23 protein-coding genes are annotated in these 22,410 nt (G+C 50.5%); 8 read left to right on the top strand and 15 right to left on the bottom strand.

Annotated elements, in window-relative coordinates; translation table 11 throughout:
• Positions 1-41 precede the first annotated feature (41 nt).
• Genes ACTZWV_RS10350 through ACTZWV_RS10340 form a run of 3 tightly spaced genes read left to right on the top strand, consistent with a single transcriptional unit; the run spans position 42 to position 3,590 of the window.
• Positions 42-743, top strand: coding sequence for a YjbF family lipoprotein (locus tag ACTZWV_RS10350; RefSeq protein WP_444786476.1), 702 nt, complete (start codon positions 42-44; stop codon positions 741-743).
• Positions 736-1,476 carry a capsule biosynthesis GfcC family protein gene (locus ACTZWV_RS10345; RefSeq protein ID WP_444786475.1) on the top strand — a complete coding sequence of 247 codons (741 nt, stop codon included), beginning with the start codon at positions 736-738 and terminating at the stop codon, positions 1,474-1,476. The genes ACTZWV_RS10350 and ACTZWV_RS10345 overlap by 8 nt, the downstream gene beginning before the upstream one ends.
• Positions 1,473-3,590 carry a YjbH domain-containing protein gene (locus tag ACTZWV_RS10340; RefSeq protein WP_444786474.1) on the top strand — a complete coding sequence of 706 codons (2,118 nt, stop codon included), beginning with the start codon at positions 1,473-1,475 and terminating at the stop codon, positions 3,588-3,590. The genes ACTZWV_RS10345 and ACTZWV_RS10340 overlap by 4 nt, the downstream gene beginning before the upstream one ends.
• Before the next feature lie 32 nt (positions 3,591-3,622).
• Here ACTZWV_RS10340 and ACTZWV_RS10335 read toward each other — a convergent pair whose 3' ends face one another.
• From ACTZWV_RS10335 to ACTZWV_RS10325, 3 genes are all read right to left on the bottom strand, one after another.
• A complete protein-coding gene (locus ACTZWV_RS10335; protein ID WP_444786473.1) occupies positions 3,623-5,161 on the bottom strand; it encodes a diguanylate cyclase domain-containing protein in 1,539 nt (512 codons plus the stop codon).
• A gap of 64 nt (positions 5,162-5,225) precedes the next feature.
• Positions 5,226-6,242 (bottom strand): MJ1255/VC2487 family glycosyltransferase, encoded by a 1,017-nt coding sequence (locus ACTZWV_RS10330; RefSeq protein ID WP_444786472.1) that lies wholly within the window; start codon positions 6,240-6,242, stop codon positions 5,226-5,228.
• 3 nt (positions 6,243-6,245) lie between these two features.
• Positions 6,246-6,869, bottom strand: a complete 624-nt coding sequence (locus ACTZWV_RS10325) for a thymidine kinase (RefSeq protein ID WP_444786471.1) — start codon at positions 6,867-6,869, stop codon at positions 6,246-6,248.
• A gap of 141 nt (positions 6,870-7,010) precedes the next feature.
• On the opposite strand from ACTZWV_RS10325, the gene ACTZWV_RS10320 reads away from it, so the two are divergent.
• From ACTZWV_RS10320 to ACTZWV_RS10310, 3 genes are all read left to right on the top strand, one after another.
• Complete coding sequence (locus ACTZWV_RS10320; protein ID WP_444786470.1) at positions 7,011-7,430, top strand: MAPEG family protein; 420 nt, start codon at positions 7,011-7,013, stop codon at positions 7,428-7,430.
• 3 nt (positions 7,431-7,433) lie between these two features.
• Positions 7,434-7,862, top strand: a complete 429-nt coding sequence (locus tag ACTZWV_RS10315; RefSeq protein ID WP_444786469.1) for a YqaA family protein — start codon at positions 7,434-7,436, stop codon at positions 7,860-7,862.
• A gap of 72 nt (positions 7,863-7,934) precedes the next feature.
• Positions 7,935-8,324 carry a DUF2750 domain-containing protein gene (locus ACTZWV_RS10310; RefSeq protein WP_305553729.1) on the top strand — a complete coding sequence of 130 codons (390 nt, stop codon included), beginning with the start codon at positions 7,935-7,937 and terminating at the stop codon, positions 8,322-8,324.
• A gap of 52 nt (positions 8,325-8,376) precedes the next feature.
• On the opposite strand, the gene ACTZWV_RS10305 is transcribed toward ACTZWV_RS10310, so the two are convergent.
• Complete coding sequence (locus tag ACTZWV_RS10305; protein ID WP_444786468.1) at positions 8,377-9,366, bottom strand: 2-hydroxyacid dehydrogenase; 990 nt, start codon at positions 9,364-9,366, stop codon at positions 8,377-8,379.
• A 70-nt stretch (positions 9,367-9,436) separates the two neighbouring features.
• Positions 9,437-9,916 (bottom strand): glutathione peroxidase, encoded by a 480-nt coding sequence (locus ACTZWV_RS10300; RefSeq protein ID WP_444786467.1) that lies wholly within the window; start codon positions 9,914-9,916, stop codon positions 9,437-9,439.
• Positions 9,917-10,002: 86 nt separating this feature from the next.
• Between ACTZWV_RS10300 and ACTZWV_RS10295 the strand changes: the two genes are divergently transcribed.
• Entirely contained in the window at positions 10,003-10,884 is an 882-nt protein-coding gene (locus ACTZWV_RS10295) for an NAD(P)-dependent oxidoreductase (RefSeq protein ID WP_444786466.1), read from the top strand.
• On the opposite strand, the gene ACTZWV_RS10290 is transcribed toward ACTZWV_RS10295, so the two are convergent.
• The 10 genes from ACTZWV_RS10290 to ACTZWV_RS10245 all read right to left on the bottom strand — a co-directional run bounded on the left by ACTZWV_RS10290 (position 10,873) and on the right by ACTZWV_RS10245 (position 20,811).
• Complete coding sequence (locus tag ACTZWV_RS10290) at positions 10,873-11,334, bottom strand: RES family NAD+ phosphorylase (RefSeq protein ID WP_444786465.1); 462 nt, start codon at positions 11,332-11,334, stop codon at positions 10,873-10,875. The two genes, ACTZWV_RS10295 and ACTZWV_RS10290, sit on opposite strands and share 12 nt — an antisense overlap.
• The gene (gene parS / locus ACTZWV_RS10285; RefSeq protein WP_444786464.1) at positions 11,334-11,783 is read right to left on the bottom strand and encodes a type II RES/Xre toxin-antitoxin system antitoxin; all 450 of its coding nucleotides are present in this window, start codon (positions 11,781-11,783) and stop codon (positions 11,334-11,336) included. Before parS ends, ACTZWV_RS10290 begins: the two co-directional genes overlap by 1 nt.
• Positions 11,784-11,897: 114 nt before the next feature.
• Entirely contained in the window at positions 11,898-12,557 is a 660-nt protein-coding gene (locus ACTZWV_RS10280) for a CoA transferase subunit B (RefSeq protein WP_444786463.1), read from the bottom strand.
• A gap of 10 nt (positions 12,558-12,567) precedes the next feature.
• Complete coding sequence (locus ACTZWV_RS10275; RefSeq protein ID WP_444786462.1) at positions 12,568-13,269, bottom strand: CoA transferase subunit A; 702 nt, start codon at positions 13,267-13,269, stop codon at positions 12,568-12,570.
• A gap of 22 nt (positions 13,270-13,291) precedes the next feature.
• On the bottom strand, positions 13,292-14,206 hold the full coding sequence (locus ACTZWV_RS10270; RefSeq protein ID WP_444786461.1) for a hydroxymethylglutaryl-CoA lyase: 915 nt from the start codon (positions 14,204-14,206) through the stop codon (positions 13,292-13,294).
• A complete protein-coding gene (locus tag ACTZWV_RS10265; protein WP_444786460.1) occupies positions 14,203-16,188 on the bottom strand; it encodes an acetyl/propionyl/methylcrotonyl-CoA carboxylase subunit alpha in 1,986 nt (661 codons plus the stop codon). The genes ACTZWV_RS10270 and ACTZWV_RS10265 overlap by 4 nt, the downstream gene beginning before the upstream one ends.
• A complete protein-coding gene (locus ACTZWV_RS10260) occupies positions 16,188-16,988 on the bottom strand; it encodes an enoyl-CoA hydratase/isomerase family protein (RefSeq protein WP_444786459.1) in 801 nt (266 codons plus the stop codon). The genes ACTZWV_RS10265 and ACTZWV_RS10260 overlap by 1 nt, the downstream gene beginning before the upstream one ends.
• A gap of 202 nt (positions 16,989-17,190) precedes the next feature.
• On the bottom strand, positions 17,191-18,798 hold the full coding sequence (locus ACTZWV_RS10255) for a carboxyl transferase domain-containing protein (protein ID WP_444786458.1): 1,608 nt from the start codon (positions 18,796-18,798) through the stop codon (positions 17,191-17,193).
• Positions 18,799-19,191: 393 nt separating this feature from the next.
• Positions 19,192-20,361 carry an isovaleryl-CoA dehydrogenase gene (locus tag ACTZWV_RS10250; RefSeq protein ID WP_444786457.1) on the bottom strand — a complete coding sequence of 390 codons (1,170 nt, stop codon included), beginning with the start codon at positions 20,359-20,361 and terminating at the stop codon, positions 19,192-19,194.
• A 39-nt stretch (positions 20,362-20,400) separates the two neighbouring features.
• Positions 20,401-20,811 (bottom strand): MerR family transcriptional regulator, encoded by a 411-nt coding sequence (locus tag ACTZWV_RS10245; protein ID WP_092791404.1) that lies wholly within the window; start codon positions 20,809-20,811, stop codon positions 20,401-20,403.
• A 265-nt stretch (positions 20,812-21,076) separates the two neighbouring features.
• Between ACTZWV_RS10245 and ACTZWV_RS10240 the strand changes: the two genes are divergently transcribed.
• Positions 21,077-22,258: a thiolase family protein gene (locus ACTZWV_RS10240; protein WP_444786456.1), complete on the top strand. Its 1,182-nt coding sequence runs from the start codon at positions 21,077-21,079 to the stop codon at positions 22,256-22,258.
• Positions 22,259-22,410: the final 152 nt, after the last annotated feature.

Genomic DNA, 22,410 nt, shown 5'->3' with positions numbered 1-22,410 from the left:
GGGATAACCATTGTGTTGGAAAATCCTGTTTGGAAAAATCTATGTTAAAACCCTTTGCCATTGTTGCGGCTTGTCTTTTTTTATCTTCCTGTGCCGGCACTTACCATTCCTATATTGATACTATTAAGCTTGCTTTGGCCGATACTCCGGACGCTGAATTGTCGATAGATGAAGTGCTGAGTTCTAAATCAGATTTACTTTATGTTACCCATGGTGAGCGCTCTCAAGCGGCGATGGCGCTAATGTTTATTGAAGCAGGCCAACACAAATGGGTGTCGGCAGATGATGCTTTGTTAGTGATGGAGCAGGGCCGTATAGTGCGTACTTTGGGTTTTGGCCGTGACTTGCTTTACCTTACTAACACGGCAGCAGATCCCGTTGCGCGATATAACACTATTAACGCACAAAGCAGTTGGCTCAGGTTGGCCGACTGGCAGCACGGTGAATATGGTTATCCGCTGAAGTCCCGGTTTGAACTGATGCCAGGGCAGCAACTTAGTTTTTTTAACAGCATGCTGAATACTACCTTGGTAGTTGAATATGTAACGTATCAGGCTGAACCGAACTATGTACGCTTTGATGGGCAGTGGAAAAATTACTTTTGGTTTGACACTGCCAGCGGTGCTTTGTTAAAGAGCGAACAAACTTTGGCACCTTTTCGTGAACCGGTTAGCATGACTTACATTAGCCGTATTGCCAGGTTAGTGCGTGATGGATCTTCCGGGGTAACTAATAATGATTAAGTTAATGGACAAAGCTCTGTTTTGTGGTGCCGCGCTGCTGTCATGCGTGAGCCAGGCGCAGGTCACCGTACAGATTAACGGTGCAGACTTTCAATTTGCCGGCAATCCGCGCTTAAGCGACGTATTAGCGCCTGCTGCGTTGCAGGCTAAATGGTATTGGCCGGCCTCGGCATTATATAAGCTGAACAGCAACCAGCCTGTTATGCTGCAACAGCAACTGCTAAAAAATATTATTGAATTAAGACAACAGTATGCAGCTGATTCTGAAGTTTTCACTGCCTTGGTATCAGTCGAGCGGCAAGTTGAAGCCTGGCAGCTGGCCGAGCGGGTTGCTATTCCAATGGACTATGATTTTGCCCGGTTACGGCCGGGTTTGAATCCCCGCTTTGACAACGGTAACTATCTGCTGAAGTTGCAGCTTAGGCCGCAAGTTGTGCATGTGTTTGGTGCTGTGCAACGTGCAGTAGCAGTAACACATCAAAGCAGCGCAGCGGTATCACACTATTTACCTGATATTGAACGCAGCAACTTGGCTGCAGACCATGAAGTAATAATATTACAGCCGGACGGCAGCCAGTTGGCAGTGGGGGTGGCGTACTGGAACCAACAACATGTTGAAGTAATGCCCGGAGCACAGCTGTTTATTCCATTTAAAGCACAGCTGTTTAGCCGCGAGTTTGCGCGGTTAAATGAGCAATTAGAGCAGCTTGCAATGCACAGGATTTTGCCATGAGTTTTAGCCGTAATGCCGTTTTTTGTTGTTTGGTTGCTGCTGGCGCTTTGTTACCGGGGGCTGCTGTTTTTGCTGCTTCTGTTGAGGCAGAACATAGCTGGCAGCTTCCTGGCTCAGGTGTGTCACAAATGGCGCATGGTGGCGTTGGTTTAATACAAACACCTACTGCGCGTATGGCGCCGGCCGGCGATTTATCGATTAATTATACCGACAACGAAGAATACCGCTTGTGGTCGGTGAGTATTCAGTTATTTGACTGGATGGAATCAACTGTGCGTTATACCGATGTGCGCACCAGGTTGTATAGTGATGACCCGAATTTTAGCGGTGACCAAACGCTGAAAGATAAAGGTATCGACGTCAAATTCCGTTTACTGCAAGAGAGCACCTATTTACCGCAAGTGTCGGTTGGTTTCAGAGACTTTGGTGGTACCGGTTTTTTTGAAAGCGAGTTTATTACGCTCAGCAAGCGCTGGGGCAATGTAGACTTTCACCTCGGTATGGGCTGGGGCTATTTAGGTAATGCTGCCAATACCAGTAACCCGTTTTGCGAAATTAAAGACAGCTTTTGTAGCCGGCCAGGTGGTTTTGGTGGCCAGGGTGGCAAAATTGATTACGATCAGTTTTTTAAGGGCCCTGCGTCACTATTTGCCGGTATTGAGTATCAAACTCCCTGGCAGCCTTTGCGGTTAAAGCTGGAGTATGAAGGCAATGACTATAAGAACGATAGAGCCGGTGATTTGGTGCAAGACAGCGCATGGAATATTGGTGCTGTATACCGTTGGGGTAATTTTAACTTTGATTTAAATTATCAGCGCGGTAATACCTTAGGTTTTGGTGTGCATTACAACATGAATTTGCATACTGCCAGCCAAATTAAGGTAAAACCGGCGCCACGTATTATTCCGGACGATATTTCAGCTCAACAGTATCAGCCCGATGGTTTAGCTGAAGCGTTATATTCGGAAGCCGGCTTTGTGCTGCGGGGGCGGCATTATAGTGATAATGAATTTACTATTTATGGCTCCCAGGTTGGCTATCGCGATTTTGATGAAGCGGTTGAGCGCATTGGCAGGATATTGGCAACAGAACTTCCTGATACTGTTGAGCGTTATCGTATCGTGAATTACAGTGGTCATTTACCTATGGTAGAAACCGTAGTTGACGCTGATAAGTTTATCCGTGCCGCACGTTATGACAGTTTAAACACTGACATTAAATCTACCTATGTGCGCCAGCAACCAGAAGCGGCAACAATGGCGCAGGCTAAGATACCTGGTTATAGCGGCTTTTATACCGGTTTAGAAACGTTCTGGATCCAGAGTTTCGGTAGCCCGGAAGCATTTTATATGTACCAGGGCGGTGTATTTTTGTCTGGTGGGTATCAATTAGCACGTAACGTCAGTATAAATGCGACGGCAAAAGTTACCTTATTGGAAAATTTCGATAAATTTAACTTTAAAGTGGACAATCAAAACACGCCACTGCCAAGGGTGCGTTCTTACATTCGGGAGTATGTTACCGGTCGAACTGTGAGCATGGAGAACTTGTTTATCAGTTGGCAAGATGAGCTGGTATCTGATTGGTATGCCCAGGCTTATGGCGGTTATCTGGAGACGATGTACGGCGGCGTTGGTGGTGAAGTGCTTTACCGGCCGGTCGATTCCAATTTTGCAGTAGGTTTAGATGTCAATTATGTGCAACAGCGCTCATTTGAGAATGATGTTGATTTTTTTGATTACAAAACCCTTACCGGACATCTCAATGTGTATTGGCAACCTGAGTTCCTGCCGGATACACGGTTAACTTTTAATATCGGCCGGTTTCTTGCCAAAGATAAAGGTGTAAATATCGACTTTGCCAAGCGGTTTGACAGCGGCATTATTGTTGGCGCCTATGCAGCTATTACCAATGTTTCTTCTGCTGACTACGGTGAAGGCAGTTTTACTAAAGGTTTCTATTTATCGATCCCGTTTGATTTATTCTCGCTGCGTCCGTCAACGGGCCGCGGTACTCTGCCTTGGGTACCTATTGCGCGCGATGGCGGGCAATCGCTGAACAGACCGATTCGGTTAATTGATTCTACCGAGCAACGCTCGCCGTTCTACGATTAACAGCGATATGCAGTGGTAAGAAGGGTAGCTTGTTAGCTGCCCTTTTTTTTATTGCTGCATGGCATAACCTGATTTCTACCGGCGTCTTTGGCTTGATACAGCGCAGTATCGGCGGCCTGGATTAGCTGCTCTGCACTGCTGTTTTTATCCGGAATCAAACTGCAATAACCAATACTAAGCGTTAATAGCTTACTGACAGCAGACTGCTGATGACGGATAGCCAGGGTGCTCAGTTGCTGTTGGATTTTTTCTGCCATCTGGCGACAAGCTGTGCTGTCACTGCCCGGCAAGATAACGGCAAACTCTTCACCACCGTAACGGGCAGCGAGTTCGCCCTGACGCTTTAACAACCCGGCCACCAGCTGTGCAACTTGCTGCAATGCCTGATCGCCGGCCTGGTGGCCGTAATGGTCGTTGTAGGCCTTAAAGTGATCAATATCCAGTAGTAATAAGCCCAGTGGCATTTGATGCCGTGCGCAGCGCTGCAGCTCTTGTTGCAGTTTGCTATCAAAACTCCGCCGGTTAGCAATGCCGGTTAACCCATCCTGTAACGCTTGCTGCTGCAATTCTGCATTAGCCTGTTGCAACTGTAATTGAATTTGCTGCAGCGAGCGGCGGTAGCTGACATTTTGCAGGGTATTGGCCAGCATTTCGCCGACCAGTTTTAACCGGCGCAGGTCGTTACTGGTCCAGTTGCGCTGGCGCGATACCATGTCACAACCGACAAAGCCGATAAGTGCATCGCCGGCCAGCATGGCACAGCAAAGTACAGACTGAATATCTTCAGCGATGAATTCGCGTTTTTCGGCACCGGCTTCTGCCGGCAGTTCGGCAACGTTATTCACGGCGAAAATCAGATTTTGTTGTATCTCGCGATAAAAGTAAGGCATGGCCGGTCGGGGGATCTGCTGCAGGTGCTCTTTATGCGCACTGATACCCGGCCGTACCCATTCATGTGTATTACTCATCTCGGTGATCTTAGCGTTAAACTGGAATACATAGCTGCGGTCGGCGTGGCAAAATTCGCCGACAGCCGCCAGAGCGTCTTCAATATGCTGATCGAGCTCGTCATCCTGCACATTGATTAATTCAGTTGAGATCAGTGAAATAAGTTTGTCGAATGCCAGCGCTTCTTCCAACTCGGTAATATCCGGCGGCGCTGGGCTATTGTCTGCTACCACGACGGCGCCGTTGCTGTTGTCGGTTTCCAGGGTAATAAGCACACTGGTGTGCAGGGTAAAGGATAACGAGATTGACCTGCTGCGCAGCAGCATATTTTGTCCGGGCTTGCCGGCCAGCAGCAAAGGCTGGGTAAGTTCAGTACCGCTTAGTGCCAGTAGTAAAGGATTATGCAGTAAATCGTAAGGGGTTTGCGTATCGCGGCTAAGCAGTTGCAGTTGCTGTATGTCGGCTAAGGTTAACAAGGGGGTCGTCAGCGCCGGCTTAAACAACTGCAATGCGGCCTGATTCGCCAAAATACGGCTTCTGGCGTGTTCTTTATACAATACCGCTATGGGCAGGGCGTCGATAATAGCCCAAAAATGTGGCAAAGCAACAGCGTTATCAGACATAGCGCTCTCAGGTTAGTGCTGAGCTTTTACTATAACGGATTTGGCCGTATTGGCAAAAAGCAGCTCAGCGCCAGAGTAATTTACTCAGCGCGGCTATGTTGTCCGGTGTGTCTTGCAGTAACCAATCACAAATGGCGCTGGCAACATTAGGGTATTGCACTTTATGGCTGTTGGCCGGTGCACTGAGCCAATTAGCAATAATATTGCTGTTGAGCTGATTACTGCGGCTGGCCAGTTGCAGTTGCTGCAGTGCAAGGGCGTTGGACTCTTGCTCCATCTGGCCATGCAGTGGCTTTACCATGATTTGCTTTTGTAATTGCAGGGCTTCGCTTATCAGCTCGAACCCGGCGTTGCTGAGCACATGGCTGCACCTGGCTAAATCGGCTTTAAACGGTGCCAGTGCCGGTGGGTGAGTGTAGATATGGCCAAGCTCAGCTTTGCTTAAACCCGGACCATACAAATGAAAACGGTACTCACTAAGCGGAGTGAGCATAGCGATAACCTGTTGCTGATCTTCAAAGGGTAAGTACACCAGTACTTTATTGGCTTCAACTTCCGCATTGTGCTCAGCTTCGTCGATAATAGGCGGCAGGATCGGTTGGTTAAAATGGTGCCAATGCAACCCCAGCTGATATTGCGCCGGAGCAAAATGCTTAAACACCAGTTTGCTCATCAGGTTGGCGTGTTCCATCGGGATATCGTGTAAAAAGGCGTACTGATGGCCAAGGGCAATGCTGTGCTTATTTTGCTGTTTGGCTGCCTGAGCGGTTACCGGTTCAAAATCGGTAAGTACCAGGTCGTAGCCGGTTAAGTCCAGCGCCTTGATATCCTGTTGCAGGGTACGTATTTGCGCCTGCCAAAAGCTTTGCCAGTAGTTAACCTTGCCGTTTTGCGTGACAAAAGTTAAGCCGCGTTTTAGCTGGTAATCACCAAACTGTTGCATATCAAACAATTGGTCGGCGGGGCGGCCGGAGAACAGATAATCTACCTGTACGCCGGCTTTCGCCAGATACTTCCCCATGGCGCGGGCCCGGCTGATATGTCCATTTCCTGTTGCCTGCACACCATAGAGAATTTTCATCTGTTACTCCGTTGCTTGCTCCTGGCTGGTATTGCCCTGAGTTGATTTATCCTGCCAAACCAGCGCTTTAAAGTGCGCGCGACACATGGAGACATAACTTTCATTGCCGCCAATTTGTACTTGTGAGCCGGTAGTCGCGGCGTTGCCATTTTCATCCAGCCGCACGACAAAGTTAGCTTTGCGGCCGCAGTGGCAGATTGTTTTCAGCTCGACTAATTTGTCGGCCCAGGCCAGCAATGCAGCACTGCCGGCAAAAGTCTCGCCGGAAAAATCGGTACGCAGACCAAATGCCAGCACCGGTATATCTATCTCATCTACCACATCGGTTAGCTGCCTGACCTGGGCTTTGGATAAAAACTGTGCTTCGTCTATCAGTACACAATCCAACCGGCCCTGCGCTTTTAGCTGCTGCACATGGGCAACAAAGTTAAAGCTGCTGTCAAAAATATGCGCGTCCATCGCCAGGCCAATGCGCGAGCTTACCTTGCCCAGGCCAAAGCGGTTATCCAGTGCAGCCGTGTAAATAGCCACTGTCATGCCTCTTTCCTGGTAGTTATACGCACTTTGCAGTAAAGAGGTTGATTTACCGGCGTTCATTGCCGAGTAGTAAAAATATAATTGCGCCATAGTATCGCTCTGCAAAAAAACACGACGCAGTATAACAACATCATTGGCTGAAATATAAAGGCTGAACATGACAAAATTAAGACGCTGGCATCTTTGGCCGCGCTGCATTAAGCTCTGAGCGGATTAAATCAGGAGAATAAAATGGAAAAAATGATCTTGCTGCCGGTATTTGTGCAGATATTGCTCACCAGCGTGGTAATGGTGCTGATGGGCCGCCGGCGTATTCGCGCGGCCAAAAACAAAGAGATAAGCGTAGCAGCATTTAAAACCATGAACCTGACCGGCGCTAACGAGCAGGTTATTGCCACCAGCCGTAACTTTGATAACCAGTTCCAGATGCCGATGCTGTATTTATTCAGCGTGCTGTTTACCTTGCAATTGGGGTTGGCAGATCTGGCTTATGTGGTGTTAGGCGCAGCCTATGTACTACTGCGGATATTGCATACTGCGGTACATATTGGCAGCAATGCAGTACGTTTGCGTTTTAATGTGTTTTTACTCAGCTGTGTGGTGTTGTGGGCTATTTGGCTGCGCTTGGCCTGGCAGGTGTTGGCCGGCTGATAAATGTTAGCTTATTTCTCTCTGTTTTGTAGCGGCCTGTTGGCCGCTACGTTGTTTCCGGCGTCCAGTGAAGTATTATTGCTGGCTCTGTTGCAGCAAGGCTATAACCCGCTGTGGTTGTTTATTGCGGCTACTGCCGGTAATACGCTGGGCTCCTGTGTTAACTGGTACTTGGGGTTGAAACTGCTGCAGTTTCAACATAAGCGCTGGTTTCCTTGTTCAGCGGCAGCGCTTGATAAGGCGCAGCGGCAATTTCAGCGTTTCGGCAGTTGGAGTTTGCTATTTGCCTGGCTGCCTGTGGTGGGCGATCCACTAACCTTGATAGCCGGTTTGCTGAAGGTGCGGTTTAGCCTGTTTTTGCTGTTGGTGTCGCTTGGCAAAGCCGGCCGTTATGCGTTGCTGATTTGGCTTGGTAATGCTTGGCTGGCGTAATTATTATTGGTAAAAGGCTGCCGGATCCGTCATCATTAGCGGTATTATTGATTCGCTTAACAGGAACATCTTATGGAATACCAATTAACCGCTGACGAGATCAAACGCATTACCGCTTTAGATGCGGAGCAGCGTTACACTTATTTTATTCAGGCAGTGGCTGATCTGGAAAAAATCTGGATTTTAACCGACGAAGAAGGCTTTGTACTGGTAAGCGCCGAAGATGAGCGTTGTATTCCGGTATGGCCACATGCCGAGCTGGCAGAGCAGTGGATTGAAGGCGAATGGCAACATTGTACCGCCCAGGCGGTGGATGTTGATACCTGGTTGGATAAGTGGACCTCGGGTTTAAACGGCGACGAGTTAGCCATAGCCGTATTACCGGATGCTGATGGCCCTGGTGTAGTGGTAATGCCGGAAGAGTTGGCAGAAACCCTGATTAACGAAATGCAGGAAGACTAACGCAGTAAGCGGCTGGTCTTTCACTGAAAAAGCAGCCTGATGGCTGCTTTTTTTAACTAACTAATTCATTGCCGCTGGTGGTATTGCTGGCAAAAGCCAGCAGGTTATCGCTGGTTACCTGGCAAATTTCCTGCAGCGCTTCCCGGGTAAAAAATGCCTGATGGCCGGTGATCAATACGTTGGGGAAGGTAAGCAGGCGTTTAAATACCTCATCATCGATCATTTGTTCGGATAAGTTTTCAAAGAACAAATCCGCTTCCTGTTCATACACATCCAGCCCCAAATAGCCTATTTTACGGTTCTTCAGGCCGTCGATAACCGCTTTACTGTCGATTAACGCGCCGCGGCTGGTGTTGATCAGCATTACGCCATCTTTCATGCTGCCAATGCTGTAGTGATTGATCAGGTGCTTAGTGTCGGGTGTTAGCGGGCAATGCAGGCTGATAATGTCGCTTTGTGCGTACAGCTCTGCCAGTGGTACGTAGCGCGCGCCCAGCCCGGTAAGCACGTCGCTGGGGGCGATATCATGACACAACAGCTGGCAACCAAAGCCACGCAATATTCTGGCGGTAGCCTGGCCAATACGGCCGGTGCCGATTAAGCCAACGGTTTTGCCAAACAGGTTAAAGCCCAGCAGACCGTCCAACGCAAAGTTATCATCGCGCACACGGTTGTAAGCTTTGTGTAGTTTGCGGTTAAGGCACAGCATCATACCTATGGTGTGCTCTGCCACTGCCTCGGGTGAATAAGCCGGTACCCGTGCAATGCGGATCCCCAGCGTTTTGGCTGCAGCTAAATCGACATTATTAAAACCGGCGCAGCGCAGCGCCACCATTTCGATGCCCAGCTCTGACAGCTGTTGCAATACCTCTGCGTTGAGCTCGTCGTTAACAAATACGCACACGGCGTGGCAACCAACGGCAAGCCTGGCGGTGTCTTTATTTAATCTGGTTTCATGGTAGCTAAACTGCAGGCTGGTATCAGCCCATTGGCTAAAACCATCGCGGTCATACTTTTTCGCACTGAATACGGCAACTTTCATGGTATCTCTCCCATTCCTTGCCGTACAGCTTAGCTTAATCAGCGCTAAAGTATTTAGCGCTGGATCAAAGTTACAGCAATTCTTCTATTGATTGGGCAATGCTGGCGGGCTTGGTGCGCGGCGCGTAACGTTTGACCACATCGCCGTCTTTGTTGACTAAAAACTTAGTAAAATTCCACTTAATAGCACGGGTTTTCATCAGGCCGCGGGCGCTGTCTTTTAAGTGTTCAAACAACGGTGACGCTTCCGGCCCGTTTACCATCAGCTTGGACATAACGGGAAAGCTCAGGCCGTAGTTAATTTGGCAAAATTGCTGGATTTCAGTATCAGAGCCCGGCTCCTGGCCACCAAACTGATTGCAGGGAAAGGCCAGGATCACTAAACCTTTGTCATGGTACTTTTGGTACAACTGTTCCAGCTCTTTATATTGTGGTGTAAAGCCGCACTGGCTGGCGGTATTTACTATCAGCAGCACTTTGCCCCGGTATTGGCTTAAATCTACCTCATTGCCCTGTGCGTCTTTTACCTTGTGCTGATGAACATTTGGCATAACCTTTCCTTCTTTAAGTGCTTTCAATCAGAGCAATATCTTTGTAAGCTCAGCGCCACAGTATGTCACAGTTTTAAGTCAGTAATATGTCAAATAATAGTGAGAACAAAGTGGCTTTTATCGGCCTGGGTGTAATGGGTTACCCGATGGCGGGCTACCTGCAACAAAAAGGTTATCAGGTAACAGTGTATAACCGCACAGCGGCTAAAGCAGAAAAGTGGGCAGAGCAGCATGGTGGTGTTTATGCCGAAACCCCGGCTAAAGCCGCACAGGGCGCAGCGCTGGTGTTTATCTGCGTAGGCAATGATAACGATGTGCGCTCAGTAGTGTATGGCGAGCAGGGCGTATTAGCCGGTATGGCAGCAGGCACAGTATTGGTTGATCACACAACCGCATCGGCCAATTTGGCCCGCGAGCTGGCGCAAGCAACCAAGCAGCAGGGTATTGGCTTTTTAGATGCACCGGTATCCGGTGGCCAGGCCGGCGCCGAAAACGGCGTGTTAACGGTAATGACCGGTGGTGAAGCGGCTGACTTTACCAAAGCCGAAACTGCCATTATGAGTTATTCGCGCTGTGCCAAACTGTTAGGTCCGGCAGGTTCTGGCCAACTGGCAAAAATGGTAAACCAGATTTGTATCGCCGGCGTAGTACAGGGCCTGGCCGAAGCGCTGAATTTTGCCCAAAATGCCGGCTTAGACGCCGCAGCGGTGGTAGAGGTAATATCACAAGGTGCAGCTTCATCCTGGCAGATGCAAAACCGCTCGCTGACTATGCTCGATGGTAAATATGATTTTGGCTTTGCGGTGGATTGGATGCGCAAAGACTTAGGCATAGCCTTAACCGAAGCACGTGAGAACGGCAGTCACTTGCCGCTGACGGCCCTGGTGGATCAATTCTACAGCGAAGTACAACAAATGGGCGGCAGCCGCTGGGATACCTCCAGCCTGATGGCGCGGTTAAAGCGTTAAGCGTGGGTCTGGCATAAAATCCAGTTCGGTAATTGTTGCCAGACACTCGTTAAACTGCGAATGCTGTGGATTAAGCAATATATTGCTCTCGCGTGGTGCAATAACACTGGGTACCGATAACGCGAGGCTGGCTTGCTGTTCCAGCCAGTTATCGCCAATACGTGCGGTGTCAATGCTGGCGGGTTGTTGTTGCCAGTTAGATGGCAGATTGATCTGACTGAGCGATAATACTTCTTCGGCGGCAATAGTTAATTGAAATAGCCTGTATTGTTTAAGTGCTGTACGGTTATTTAAATGTACCAGTACCTCCAGTATGGCCAGGGCTTCAGAGCCGGCGGTATAAATACACAATTGACCTTTGCTGTTCCAGCGTCCGCCATAAATTTTTGCTCCTTCGCCGTCAAATGCTTGTGCAGCCCATTTATGATGCACTAAGCGATACAACTGCATCAGGCAAACACACCATGTTCTAAGCGGCCAATTAAATCCAGTATGGCTTGGGTTTCAGCAGAGGTTGCCAACATATTTAATGGGGCTTTATCTCCAAGACCATATACCGGTTCAGTAAGCCAACGTTTGGTTGCTACCATATCTTTATCGAACAGGGTATTCGCAGCTACCAGCACGGTAGCAAAACGATGCAGCCGGTCACTTTCTTCCTGCGTAAATTTACCCAGCTTTGCCCGCCGGGCCAATGTAGCCGGTGCTAACTGACATACCTGTGCCAACTGCTTTTTATCTAACATGGATACCAGGGAAAGCTTATCAAATACGCTGTAACTAAACCCTTCATGTAATGCCTGATACAATTTAGGCCCACGTTCAGCAATACCCAGCTGTTGCCACAGGTTTGGTGCGGAATAGAGTGTAGGGGTAAACTCACGGACTAATGCTGTCATGATATGTCCTGCCTCATTTGATATTTTACGAGTATATCATGTGATTTTTTTTGGTCAAAAAAAGAGCGCTAAGATCGTGCGATCATAGCGCTCTTAATAGATTAAACCGGCAGTTTAGCTAAACACCATCTCCGGCACGTTGCCTTCGATAACCAGCTTACCGGCAGTTTTTTGCTGAATTTCCTCAACTGAAATACCTGGTGCTCGTTCCAGCAGGTGGAAGGCACCGTTGCGTACTTCCAGCACGGCTAAGTCGGTTACGATCTTCTTCACACAGCCTACCCCGGTTAGCGGCAGCGTACAGTCGGGTAGCAGCTTGCTGTTGCCGTACTTGTCAGCGTGGGTCATGGTTACGACGATATTTTGCGCGCCGGCGACTAAGTCCATCGCGCCGCCCATGCCTTTAACCAGTTTACCTGGGATCATCCAACTGGCGATGTTGCCGTTTTGGTCCACTTCAAATGCGCCCAGTACGGTTAGATCGACATGGCCACCGCGGATCATGGCAAAGCTTTCTGCTGAGCTGAAAATGGCCGCGCCTTTAATGGCAGTAACGGTTTCTTTGCCGGCGTTAATCATATCGGCGTCAATTTCGTCTTCTGTCGGGTAGGGGCCCATACCGAGCAAGCCGTTTTCTGATTGCAGCATTACTTCAATGCCGGCCGGCACATAGTTAGCCACCAGCGTAGGAATACCAATACCTAAGTTAACGTAGTAACCGTCTTGCAGCTCCTGCGCCACGCGCATGGCAACCTGTTCACGAGATAAAGCCATTGTTGCCTCCTTAACCTTGACGGACCATACGACGTTCAATGCGTTTTTCAAAGTTGCCTTTAATAACGCGCTGCACGTAAATACCCGGGGTATGAATTTGTGACGGTTCCAGCTCGCCCGGCTCGACAATTTCTTCTACTTCAGCCACGGTAATTTTACCGGCCGTAGCGGCCATCGGGTTGAAGTTCATTGAGGTGTGACGAAACACCAGGTTGCCGTAACGATCGGCTTTCCAGGCGCGCACTATGGCAAAATCACCGGTAATTGCAGGTTCCAGTACATAATGGCGGCCGTTAATTTCGCGGGTTTCTTTGCCTTCAGCCACCGGAGTGCCATAACCTGTGGCAGTGAAAAACGCCGGTATGCCAGCGCCGCCGGCACGCATTTTCTCGGCCAGGGTGCCTTGTGGTGTTAGCTCTACTTCCAGCTCGCCGCTCAGCAGTTGTTTTTCAAACAGGGCGTTTTCGCCGACATAAGAGGCAACCATTTTTTTGATTTGCCGATCTTCAAGCAAAATGCCCAAACCAAAGCCGTCAACGCCGCAGTTGTTTGATACCACGGTTAAATCTTTAGTTTGCATTTTTTTGATCTGGGCAATTAAGCCTTCCGGAATACCGCATAAGCCAAAGCCACCGGCGATGACGGTCATACCGTCCTGCAGGCCTGCCATGGCGTCTTCGTAGCTATGTACGACTTTATTAAACCCTGCCATTTTAAATCCTCTACGCGCTTTTTTAACTGTTAGTTTGCGTGCACTTGGCCTTTAGCGCCAATCCTACTTTAGAACTAGGCTGCTTCCCGAGCTTGTCGGTAATAAACCAGCCAGCCTTTGCCAGCGCAGTTAAATCTATACCGTGCGAAATGCCAAGGCCGTTAAGTAAATACACCACATCTTCAGTGGCAACATTGCCTGACGCCCCGGCGGCATAAGGGCAACCGCCTAAACCGGCGACGGCACTGTCTATCACAGCAATACCGCGGTTTAGCGCCACGTAAATATTGGTTAACGCCTGGCCGTAAGTGTCGTGAAAATGCACCGCCAGCTTATCTGCCGGCACCATGGAAAGCACCGCATCCAGCATCGCATTGACTTTAGCCGGCGTACCGACGCCTATGGTATCGCCCAGCGATATCTCATAGCAGCCCATCTCCAGCAGCGCTTTCGCCACTAACGCCACTTCAGTAGGGGCGACATCGCCCTGATACGGACAGCCGACCACGCAAGACACATAACCGCGTACTTTGATGCCGTCGGCTTTGGCCGCTTCTACCACAGGCGCAAAGCGTTCCAAACTCTCTGCGATGCTGCAATTAATATTTTTCTGGCTGAAGGCTTCAGACGCGGCGCCGAAAATTGCTACTTCAGTCGCCCCGGCGGCTTTGGCGGCTTGATAGCCTTTTAAATTGGGCGTCAGCGCAGCGTAGGTAACCCCGGCTTTACGGCTGATAGCGGCAAATACGTCTGAAGAGTCCGCCATTTGCGGTACCCACTTCGGCGAGACAAAGGCGCCGCTTTCGATATAGCTATGGCCGGCGGCGGTTAGCATATCAATCAGCGCGATTTTATCGGCGGTAGCAACTGCAGCTTCGTTTTGCAGGCCATCACGCGGGCCTACTTCAACAAGGCGAACTTGTTTGGGGAAATTCATGCTTCCTCCGGGGTAAAGTCAACCAGCTCGGCGCCGTCTTTTACCAGGTCGCCGGCGGCATAGAATACTTCATTCACCACACCGTTTTTCGGCGCTTTAATGCTGTACTCCATCTTCATTGCTTCCATTATCACCAGCGTATCACCGGCTTTTACGGTTGCGCCGGCTTTGGCCATTACCGCCACTATAGTGCCGTTCATTGGTGCGGTTAAGCTACCGGCGTGCTCGGCGCCTTCCACTTCTGTGGTTACTTCGGTCTGGTAGATAAAGTCATAACGCTGATGTTTAATAAACACGCTGATGGTGTCAGCATAGCGGCTTACCCGCACCTTGGTGCGATGATCGCCCAATACCGCGCTTAGCTCATCGCCGTTTAGCTCTGCTGTGCAGCAAAGCTGCTGGCCTTCAACGTCAATTACATAATGCTGCTGCAGTTGCTGCACTTTTAACAGGCTGGTGTCTTCACCATGTTGCAGCGCAATTTCGACAGTCGGTGTCTCGTTCATCCGCCAGCCATGGCTGAACTGCCACGGACTGAAGCTGTTGCATGAGCTTTGCGGTGCTTTTTGCTGCTGCAATATATAAAGTGCTGCCAGCACCAGCGCTTGGTTGTTTTCTTTGTTGGCTGGTGCAAACAGCGTCTGTTGGTGCTGATTAATAAAGTTGGTATCAAGCTCAGCCGCTTTAAACGCCGGGTGCTCGGTGAGGCTGGTTAAAAAGCCCAGGTTAGTGGTAACACCGGCAATACGGTAATCGTCCAGTGCACGCAGCATGCGGGCGATAGCGCGGTCGCGGCTTTCATCCCAGACGATTAACTTGGCTATCATTGGATCGTAAAACGGCGATACTTCATCGTTTTCCACCACGCCGGTATCCACCCGTACATGGCGGTTGGCTTCGGGCTGGCGCAAATAAGTCAGCTTGCCGGTTTGCGGCAGGAAATCGTTATCCGGGTCTTCTGCATACACCCGCACTTCTATCGCATGGCCATCCAGCTGAATATCGTCCTGCGCCAGTGGCAGAGTCTCGCCAGCGGCGACTAACAGCTGCCATTTTACTAAGTCCTGGCCGGTGATCATCTCGGTAACCGGGTGTTCTACCTGCAGCCGGGTGTTCATTTCCATAAAATAGAACGAACCGTCTTCGTCGAATAAAAACTCCACCGTACCGGCGCCACGATAATCAATGGCTTTGGCGGCTTTTACTGCCGCTTCGCCCATGGCTTTGCGCTGTTCGCTGCTGAAGTTCGGCGCCGGCGCTTCTTCAATCACTTTCTGGTGACGGCGCTGGATGGAGCAGTCGCGCTCTGCTAAGTAAACAGCGTTGCCATGATTATCGGCAAATACCTGAATTTCAATATGGCGCGGCTTGGTTAAATAGCGCTCAATCAGCATTTTGTCGTTGCCAAAACCGGCCTGGGCTTCACGGCGCGCACTGGCTAAGGCATCAGCAAACTCAGCTTGTTTCCACACTACGCGCATGCCTTTACCGCCGCCACCGTAAGCGGCTTTTAGCAGTTGCGGGTAGCCGATACGCTCTGATTCTGTGCTTAACAGCGCATCGCTTTGATCATCGCCATGATAACCGGGCACCAGCGGCACTCCGGCTTTGGCCATAATGTCTTTGGCGGCGCTTTTTGAGCCCATAGCGGTAATGGCACCTACCGGTGGGCCGATAAACACCACGCCGGCCTCATCACAGGCTTTGGCAAAGCTTTCGTTTTCTGACAAAAAGCCGTAGCCCGGGTGAATCGCTTCTGCACCGCTTTGTTTGGCGATGGCGATAATTTTATCCGCACGCAGATAAGAGTCTTTGCTCGGTGCCGGGCCCAGCAGATAGGCTTCATCGGCCATGCGCACATGGCGGGCGTTGGCGTCAGCTTCGGAATACACGGCAATGCAGCGGATGCCGAGTTTATGCGCGGTGTCGATAACGCGGCAGGCAATTTCGCCGCGGTTAGCTATTAATATTTTGCGAAACATTATGCGTCTTCCTTGCCAAGCCAGGCCGGTTTACGTTTTTCTAAGAATGCACTTAAGCCTTCCTGACCTTCCGGCGATACCCGGATTTCAGCAATCGCCTGCTCGGTATGGGCTATTACGTTATTGCTGATCTTGCGGTTATAAATATTATGGATCAGCGATTTAGCGGCAGTTAACGCCGCAGGGCTGTTTTGCAGCAGGGTATTGATAAAGGTTTCTGCGCTGTCGGCTAATTCACCATCGCCTACCACTTCATGCAATAAGCCGAGCTGTTTGGCTTTGGGTGCCATAAAGCGCTCGGCAGTTAAAAAGTAACGCCGGCTTTCACGCTCGCCAATGGCGCGCATTACGTAGGGGCTGATCACTGCCGGTATTAAACCGATGCGCACTTCACTTAAGCAAAAGCTGGCGTTCTCTTCGGCAATGGCGATATCGCAGCAGGCAACCAAACCTAAAGCACCACCAAAGGCGGCACCTTTTATCAGTGCAAGAGTGGGCTTAGGAAATTTATCCAGCCGGTGCATTAGGGTGGCCAGTTCGCCTGCGTCATTCAGGTTTTGCTGGTAGTCTTTTTGCGCCATCGAGCGCATCCAGTTTAAGTCGGCGCCGGCAGAGAAGTTTTTGCCGTTGGCGGTCAGTACCAGCACCCGCACGCTGTCGTTATTGGCTAAGTCTTTCAGTACGGTGATAAGTTCGGCTATCATCGCATCGTCAAAGGCGTTATGTACCTCGGGGCGGTTTAGCGTTAAGGTGGCTACGCCGCGCAGGTCGATACTGACTTCTGTGTAAACCTGGTTCATTTTCTCTCCGAAAGTTTTTACTCTCTATTCAATGAAAGTGTTTATTCAACCGGCAATCACTCCGCACAACTTTGCCAGAACACGCCGTAAATACCTCCCTGTAGGCTCGTGTTTTTCGTCCCTGAAAAACACGGTTCTGGTCAAAGTGTGCTGCGCGCTTGCCTCTACCGTTGAACCAGCAAGTGCGTGTTTATACTCAAAATCACATCCGGAACACGCCAAAACGGCTCTCTTCAATCGGTGCATTCAGCGCTGCAGCTAATGCCAGACCTACTGTCATCCGTGTTTGTGCCGGGTCGATAATACCGTCATCCCACAACCGGCCACTGGCGTAATACGGATGGCCTTGTTTTTCATACTGCTCAATAATCGGCTGTTTCAGTGCTTTTTCGGCATCTGCCGACAGAGTTTCACCTTTACGCGCCAGGCCATCTTTGGTGACCTGCGCCATAACGCCGGCGGCTTGCTCGCCACCCATTACCGAAATACGCGCATTAGGCCACATCCACATCATGGTAGGGTCATAGGCACGGCCACACATGCCGTAGTTGCCGGCGCCGTAGCTGCCGCCAATCAACACAGTAAATTTCGGCACCTTGGCACAGCTTACGGCCATCACCATTTTAGCGCCGTGCTTGGCAATGCCTTCGGCTTCGTATTTTTTACCTACCATAAAGCCGGTAATGTTTTGCAGGAACAGCAGCGGAATTTTGCGCTGAGCGCACAGTTCAATAAAGTGCGCGCCTTTTTGCGCCGACTCTGAAAACAGTATGCCGTTATTGGCGACAATGCCCACCGGATAGCCGAAGATGCGTGCAAAGCCGCAAACTAAGGTTGCGCCGTAGTACTGCTTAAATTCATCAAAGTCAGAGCCGTCAACAATACGGGCGATCACTTCTTTGACATCAAACGGCTTGCGCAGGTCAGTGCCAACAACACCGTACAGCTCTTTGGCGTCATACAGCGGCTCTTGCGGTGCTTTAACGTCCATCGCTTGCGGGGCAGGGCGGTTAAGGCGGCTTACCGCATTGCGTGCCAGTTGCAGCGCATGTTCGTCGTTTAACGCATAGTGATCAGCCACGCCGGAGATTTTACAGTGCACATCGGCACCGCCCAACTCTTCGGCGGAGACTTCTTCGCCGGTAGCGGCTTTAACCAGCGGTGGGCCGGCTAAAAAGATAGTGCCTTGCTCTTTGACGATAATGCTTTCATCGGCCATTGCCGGCACATAGGCGCCACCGGCAGTACACAGGCCCATTACCACGGCAATTTGCGGTATGCCTTTAGCTGACATATTGGCCTGGTTAAAGAAGATACGGCCAAAGTGCAGTTTGTCGGGGAACACATCGTCCTGGCGCGGCAGGTTGGCACCGCCGGAATCAACGAGATAAATACACGGCAGGTGGCAGCGCTCGGCTATTTCCTGTGCGCGCAGGTGTTTTTTCACCGTTAGCGGGTAGTAAGTACCGCCTTTTACTGTGGCGTCATTGGCGACAATCATGCACTCGACACCGCTAACGCGGCCAATACCGGCGACCACACCAGCGCTGGGTACGTAGTCGTCATAGCATTCCCAACCGGCAAACTGGCCGACTTCTAAAAACGGTGAGCCCGGGTCGAGTAACTTTTGGATGCGGTCACGCACAAACAGCTTGCCACGGGCGGTATGGCGGGCAATTAAGGCTTCGCCGCCACCGAGTTTAATTTGCTGTACTTTGCTGTTCAGATCATCGACCACAGCCTGCATGGCAGCGGCGTTATTCTGAAAGTCCTCAGAGCGAGGGTTTATTTTGGAGGTAATTCTGGTCACTTAAGTCACCTTATACCAGAGCTGGTTAGACAAAGCGGAGCCGGAACAACTAAGCAGACGATCAAGAGCGAGGATGGGAGATCCGAGCGGGTCTGCGTGTTGTTACGGTGGAAGCTTTGGCCTGCACCGGACTTAGATTCACGGCTTCGCTGCTTTCACACATTTAACACACTCGCCCGTTCGCCGCTCCCCGGCTCACTTTTGATCGCTCGTTTAGTTAAATCTGTTACGCGCTTCGCCTCGTTCAACTTTCTATTTGGTTACGGCTATTTTTGGCGGTGCGGAACCGGAACAACTAAGCAGACGATCAAGAGCGAATTTGGGAGAAATTCGCGGGTCTGCGTGTTGTTACGGTGGAAGCAGCCGCTTCCACCCGAGTTTCGCCTTTAAACCTTAGTTTGATTCGGTAAACAATTCCCGGCCAATCAGCATACGGCGGATTTCCGAGGTACCGGCGCCAATTTCGTACAGCTTGGCATCGCGCAGTAAGCGCCCGGTAGGGTACTCGTTGATATAGCCATTACCACCTAGCAGCTGAATCGCATCCAGTGCCATCTTAGTCGCCAGCTCTGCCGAGTACAGAATTACTGCGGCCGCATCTTTACGTGTGGTTTCACCACGATCACAGGCTTTAGCTACTGTGTAAACGTAAGATTTCGCTGCATTCATCTGGGTGTACATATCAGCCAGTTTGCCCTGTACCAGCTGGAATTCACCGATAGATTGGCCAAACTGTTTACGGTCGTGAATATACGGCACTACCACGTCCATACAGGCCTGCATAATGCCCAGTGGGCCGGCGGATAACACCACACGTTCGTAGTCGAGGCCACTCATCAATACTTTAACGCCACCGCCGATTTGGCCCAGCACGTTTTCTTCCGGTACTTCGCAATCTTCAAACACCAGCTCACAGGTGTTAGAGCCGCGCATACCCAGCTTGTCCAGCTTTTGCGCCGTGCTAAAACCTTTAGTGCCACGCTCAACAATAAAAGCAGTAATGCCCTTAGAGCCGGCGTTAATGTCGGTTTTGGCGTAAATCACATAAGTGTGTGCATCCGGGCCGTTGGTGATCCACATTTTATTGCCGTTTAAAATGTACTTATCGCCTTGCTTCTCAGCGCGCAGCTTCATGCTGACGACGTCTGAGCCGGCGTTCGGTTCACTCATCGCCAGCGCGCCGATATGCTCGCCAGAGCATAGTTTCGGCAGATATTTCATCTTCTGCGCTTCAGTGCCGTTGCGGAAAATCTGGTTTACACACAGGTTTGAATGCGCACCGTACGATAAGCCAACAGAGGCTGAAGCGCGGCTGATTTCTTCCAGCGCAACCACGTGCTCTAAGTAGCCTAAGCCTGAGCCGCCGTATTTTTCATCTACGGTAATACCCAGCAGGCCCAAGTCACCGAATTTGCGCCATAACTCATTCGGGAACTCGTTTTTCTCGTCAATATGGGCAGCGCGCGGCGCGATTTCTTCGCGGGCGAAGGCGTTAACCTGCTCACGAATCATATCTACCGTTTCGCCTAAATCGAAATTAAGCCCTTTATAACTACTAATCATGTTGATCCCCGTTTGCTATGTTTTTTAACCGGCGCTGTATTAATTCAGGCCGGTTTTATGTTGTTTGGCGTCGGCTAAGGTGTCGCGGCAACGTTTCTCTACTGTTACCAGCTCCATCAGCACAACTTTGATATCGTCCAATTGCTGATGCAGCTCGGCTTTTTTCAGCTCTATCAGCTTCAGCATGGTACTTAATTGGGTGACGCTGCTTTTATCTGCGTCGTACAGTTCGAACAGCTGGCCGGTTTCGGCCAGGCTAAAACCGAGGCGTTTGCCGCGTAAAATCAGCTTTAACCGCACCCGGTCGCGCTTGCTGTAGATACGGGTTTGGCCGTTACGTAAAGGCGTGATCAGCCCCTGATCTTCATAAAAGCGGATACTACGGGTGGTAATATCAAACTCTTTGGCCAGTTCGCTGATGCTATATGTTTTTTCTTCTTTTTCTGTCATATCCGCCTTCCCCGAAAACGCAGTCAATATAAGTGAAGTTTACGTAAAGGTAAAGCTGGTGACTTGGTGCTAAGTTGGCAAAACGGCCATTTTTACCGTGTTTGTAAAGCTAAAATGCCAGTTTGTACTGGTCAGACTGTACACTTTGCTGAACCAAAAGCGGTGCACACTACCATAGTGTTAGGTGGTTGACGTTGGCGTAAACGTAAATTTGGTGTAGGCTCTGGAACAACTTTTTAGCCGACAGCTTTTTCAGGAGAACTTCATGGCTACCGACAATATTGTAATCGTTGCTGCTACACGCACCGCTATGGGCGGCTTTATGGGCGGCTTAACCGACGTTGATGCGACAGTGCTGGGTGCCACGGCGATTAAAGCTGCGTTAGAGCAGGCTGGTATCAGCGGTGATAAGGTCAGTGAAGTGATTATGGGCAACGTGCTGCCGGCCGGTTTAGGCCAGGCTCCGGCACGCCAGGCCACATTAAAAGCCGGCTTACCGCTAAGTGCCGGTGCCACTACCATTAATAAAGTATGCGGCTCGGGCTTAAAAGCGGTAATGCTGGCCAGCGACCTGTTAAAGGCCGGTAGCGCTGATGTAGTGGTAGCCGGTGGTATGGAATCGATGAGCAACGCACCTTACCTGCTGCCAAAAGCCCGTAGCGGCTACCGCATGGGCCACGGCGAAATTAAAGATCATATGATGTTAGACGGCCTGGAAAATGCCTATGACGGTAAAGCTATGGGCTGTTTTGCCCAGGGCACTGCTGATGAGAAAGGCATTACCCGTGAACAGATGGACGCCTTCGCGGTGCAATCTACCACCCGTGCGCAGCAGGCGATTGCCAGCGGTGCTTTTGCAAACGAAATTACCCCGGTCACTTTCCAGACCCGTAAAGGTGAAATGACCTTTGCAGTAGACGAGCAACCGGGCAATGCCAAAATTGACAAAATTCCTTCTCTGCGTCCGGCCTTTGCCAAAGACGGCACTATTACGGCGGCTAACTCCAGCTCAATTTCTGACGGCGCGGCTGCGCTGGTATTGATGCGCGAAAGCGATGCCAAAGCGCAGGGCGTTAAGCCATTAGCCCGCGTAGTCGCACATGCGACTAACTCGATGGAACCGGCACTGTTTACTGTTGCTCCGGTGGGCGCTATGCAAAAAGCGCTGCAAAAAGCCGGCTGGGATAAACAGCAGGTAGATTTGTGGGAAATTAACGAAGCCTTCGCCATGGTCACCATGCTGGCGATTAATGAACTGGGCCTGGATGAGAGCAAAGTAAACGTAAACGGCGGCGCTTGTGCGCTGGGCCATCCTATCGGTGCTTCAGGCGCGCGTATTCTGGTTACCCTTATTCATGCGCTGCGCAACCGCGGTTTAAGCAAAGGCGTGGCCTCACTGTGTATCGGTGGCGGTGAAGCCGTAGCTTTAGCTGTGGAAGTACTGTAACGAATCAAACAAGCAAGGTGGTAAACCTGATAGCGCAGGCACAGACCCATTTCGCGGTAGCGAAGGCGGGGAACAGCTTCGTCGGGAACGAAGCTGGTCGGCGTAAGCCGGCCCGCCTCATTGAGGCCGGGATTGGCCGAAATGCCGCTGTG

Source organism: Rheinheimera sp. NSM (assembly GCF_052380015.1).
Classification (GTDB): Bacteria; Pseudomonadota; Gammaproteobacteria; order Enterobacterales; family Alteromonadaceae; genus Alishewanella.
The sequence above is the reverse complement of the archived record's forward strand: the minus strand, read 5'-3'. Positions and strand labels throughout refer to the sequence as shown.

What these genes read in the sequence shown, in the direction of transcription:
- ACTZWV_RS10290 (WP_444786465.1), bottom strand. Translation starts at nt 11,334, where the DNA reads ATGCAGTTGTATCGCTTAGTGCATCATAAATGGGCTGCACAAGCATTT.
- ACTZWV_RS10300 (WP_444786467.1), bottom strand. Translation starts at nt 9,916, where the DNA reads ATGCCAAATGTTCATCAGCACAAGGTAAAAGACGCACAGGGCAATGAG.
- ACTZWV_RS10245 (WP_092791404.1), bottom strand. Translation starts at nt 20,811, where the DNA reads ATGACAGAAAAAGAAGAAAAAACATATAGCATCAGCGAACTGGCCAAA.
- ACTZWV_RS10325 (WP_444786471.1), bottom strand. Translation starts at nt 6,869, where the DNA reads ATGGCGCAATTATATTTTTACTACTCGGCAATGAACGCCGGTAAATCA.
- ACTZWV_RS10275 (WP_444786462.1), bottom strand. Translation starts at nt 13,269, where the DNA reads ATGGCAGGGTTTAATAAAGTCGTACATAGCTACGAAGACGCCATGGCA.
- ACTZWV_RS10250 (WP_444786457.1), bottom strand. Translation starts at nt 20,361, where the DNA reads ATGATTAGTAGTTATAAAGGGCTTAATTTCGATTTAGGCGAAACGGTA.
- ACTZWV_RS10315 (WP_444786469.1), top strand. Translation starts at nt 7,434, where the DNA reads ATGTTAGCTTATTTCTCTCTGTTTTGTAGCGGCCTGTTGGCCGCTACG.
- ACTZWV_RS10345 (WP_444786475.1), top strand. Translation starts at nt 736, where the DNA reads ATGATTAAGTTAATGGACAAAGCTCTGTTTTGTGGTGCCGCGCTGCTG.
- ACTZWV_RS10330 (WP_444786472.1), bottom strand. Translation starts at nt 6,242, where the DNA reads ATGAAAATTCTCTATGGTGTGCAGGCAACAGGAAATGGACATATCAGC.
- ACTZWV_RS10350 (WP_444786476.1), top strand. Translation starts at nt 42, where the DNA reads ATGTTAAAACCCTTTGCCATTGTTGCGGCTTGTCTTTTTTTATCTTCC.
- ACTZWV_RS10280 (WP_444786463.1), bottom strand. Translation starts at nt 12,557, where the DNA reads ATGGCTTTATCTCGTGAACAGGTTGCCATGCGCGTGGCGCAGGAGCTG.
- ACTZWV_RS10295 (WP_444786466.1), top strand. Translation starts at nt 10,003, where the DNA reads ATGTCAAATAATAGTGAGAACAAAGTGGCTTTTATCGGCCTGGGTGTA.
- ACTZWV_RS10265 (WP_444786460.1), bottom strand. Translation starts at nt 16,188, where the DNA reads ATGTTTCGCAAAATATTAATAGCTAACCGCGGCGAAATTGCCTGCCGC.
- ACTZWV_RS10340 (WP_444786474.1), top strand. Translation starts at nt 1,473, where the DNA reads ATGAGTTTTAGCCGTAATGCCGTTTTTTGTTGTTTGGTTGCTGCTGGC.
- ACTZWV_RS10310 (WP_305553729.1), top strand. Translation starts at nt 7,935, where the DNA reads ATGGAATACCAATTAACCGCTGACGAGATCAAACGCATTACCGCTTTA.
- ACTZWV_RS10320 (WP_444786470.1), top strand. Translation starts at nt 7,011, where the DNA reads ATGGAAAAAATGATCTTGCTGCCGGTATTTGTGCAGATATTGCTCACC.
- ACTZWV_RS10305 (WP_444786468.1), bottom strand. Translation starts at nt 9,366, where the DNA reads ATGAAAGTTGCCGTATTCAGTGCGAAAAAGTATGACCGCGATGGTTTT.
- ACTZWV_RS10240 (WP_444786456.1), top strand. Translation starts at nt 21,077, where the DNA reads ATGGCTACCGACAATATTGTAATCGTTGCTGCTACACGCACCGCTATG.
- parS (WP_444786464.1), bottom strand. Translation starts at nt 11,783, where the DNA reads ATGACAGCATTAGTCCGTGAGTTTACCCCTACACTCTATTCCGCACCA.
- ACTZWV_RS10270 (WP_444786461.1), bottom strand. Translation starts at nt 14,206, where the DNA reads ATGAATTTCCCCAAACAAGTTCGCCTTGTTGAAGTAGGCCCGCGTGAT.
- ACTZWV_RS10260 (WP_444786459.1), bottom strand. Translation starts at nt 16,988, where the DNA reads ATGAACCAGGTTTACACAGAAGTCAGTATCGACCTGCGCGGCGTAGCC.
- ACTZWV_RS10335 (WP_444786473.1), bottom strand. Translation starts at nt 5,161, where the DNA reads ATGTCTGATAACGCTGTTGCTTTGCCACATTTTTGGGCTATTATCGAC.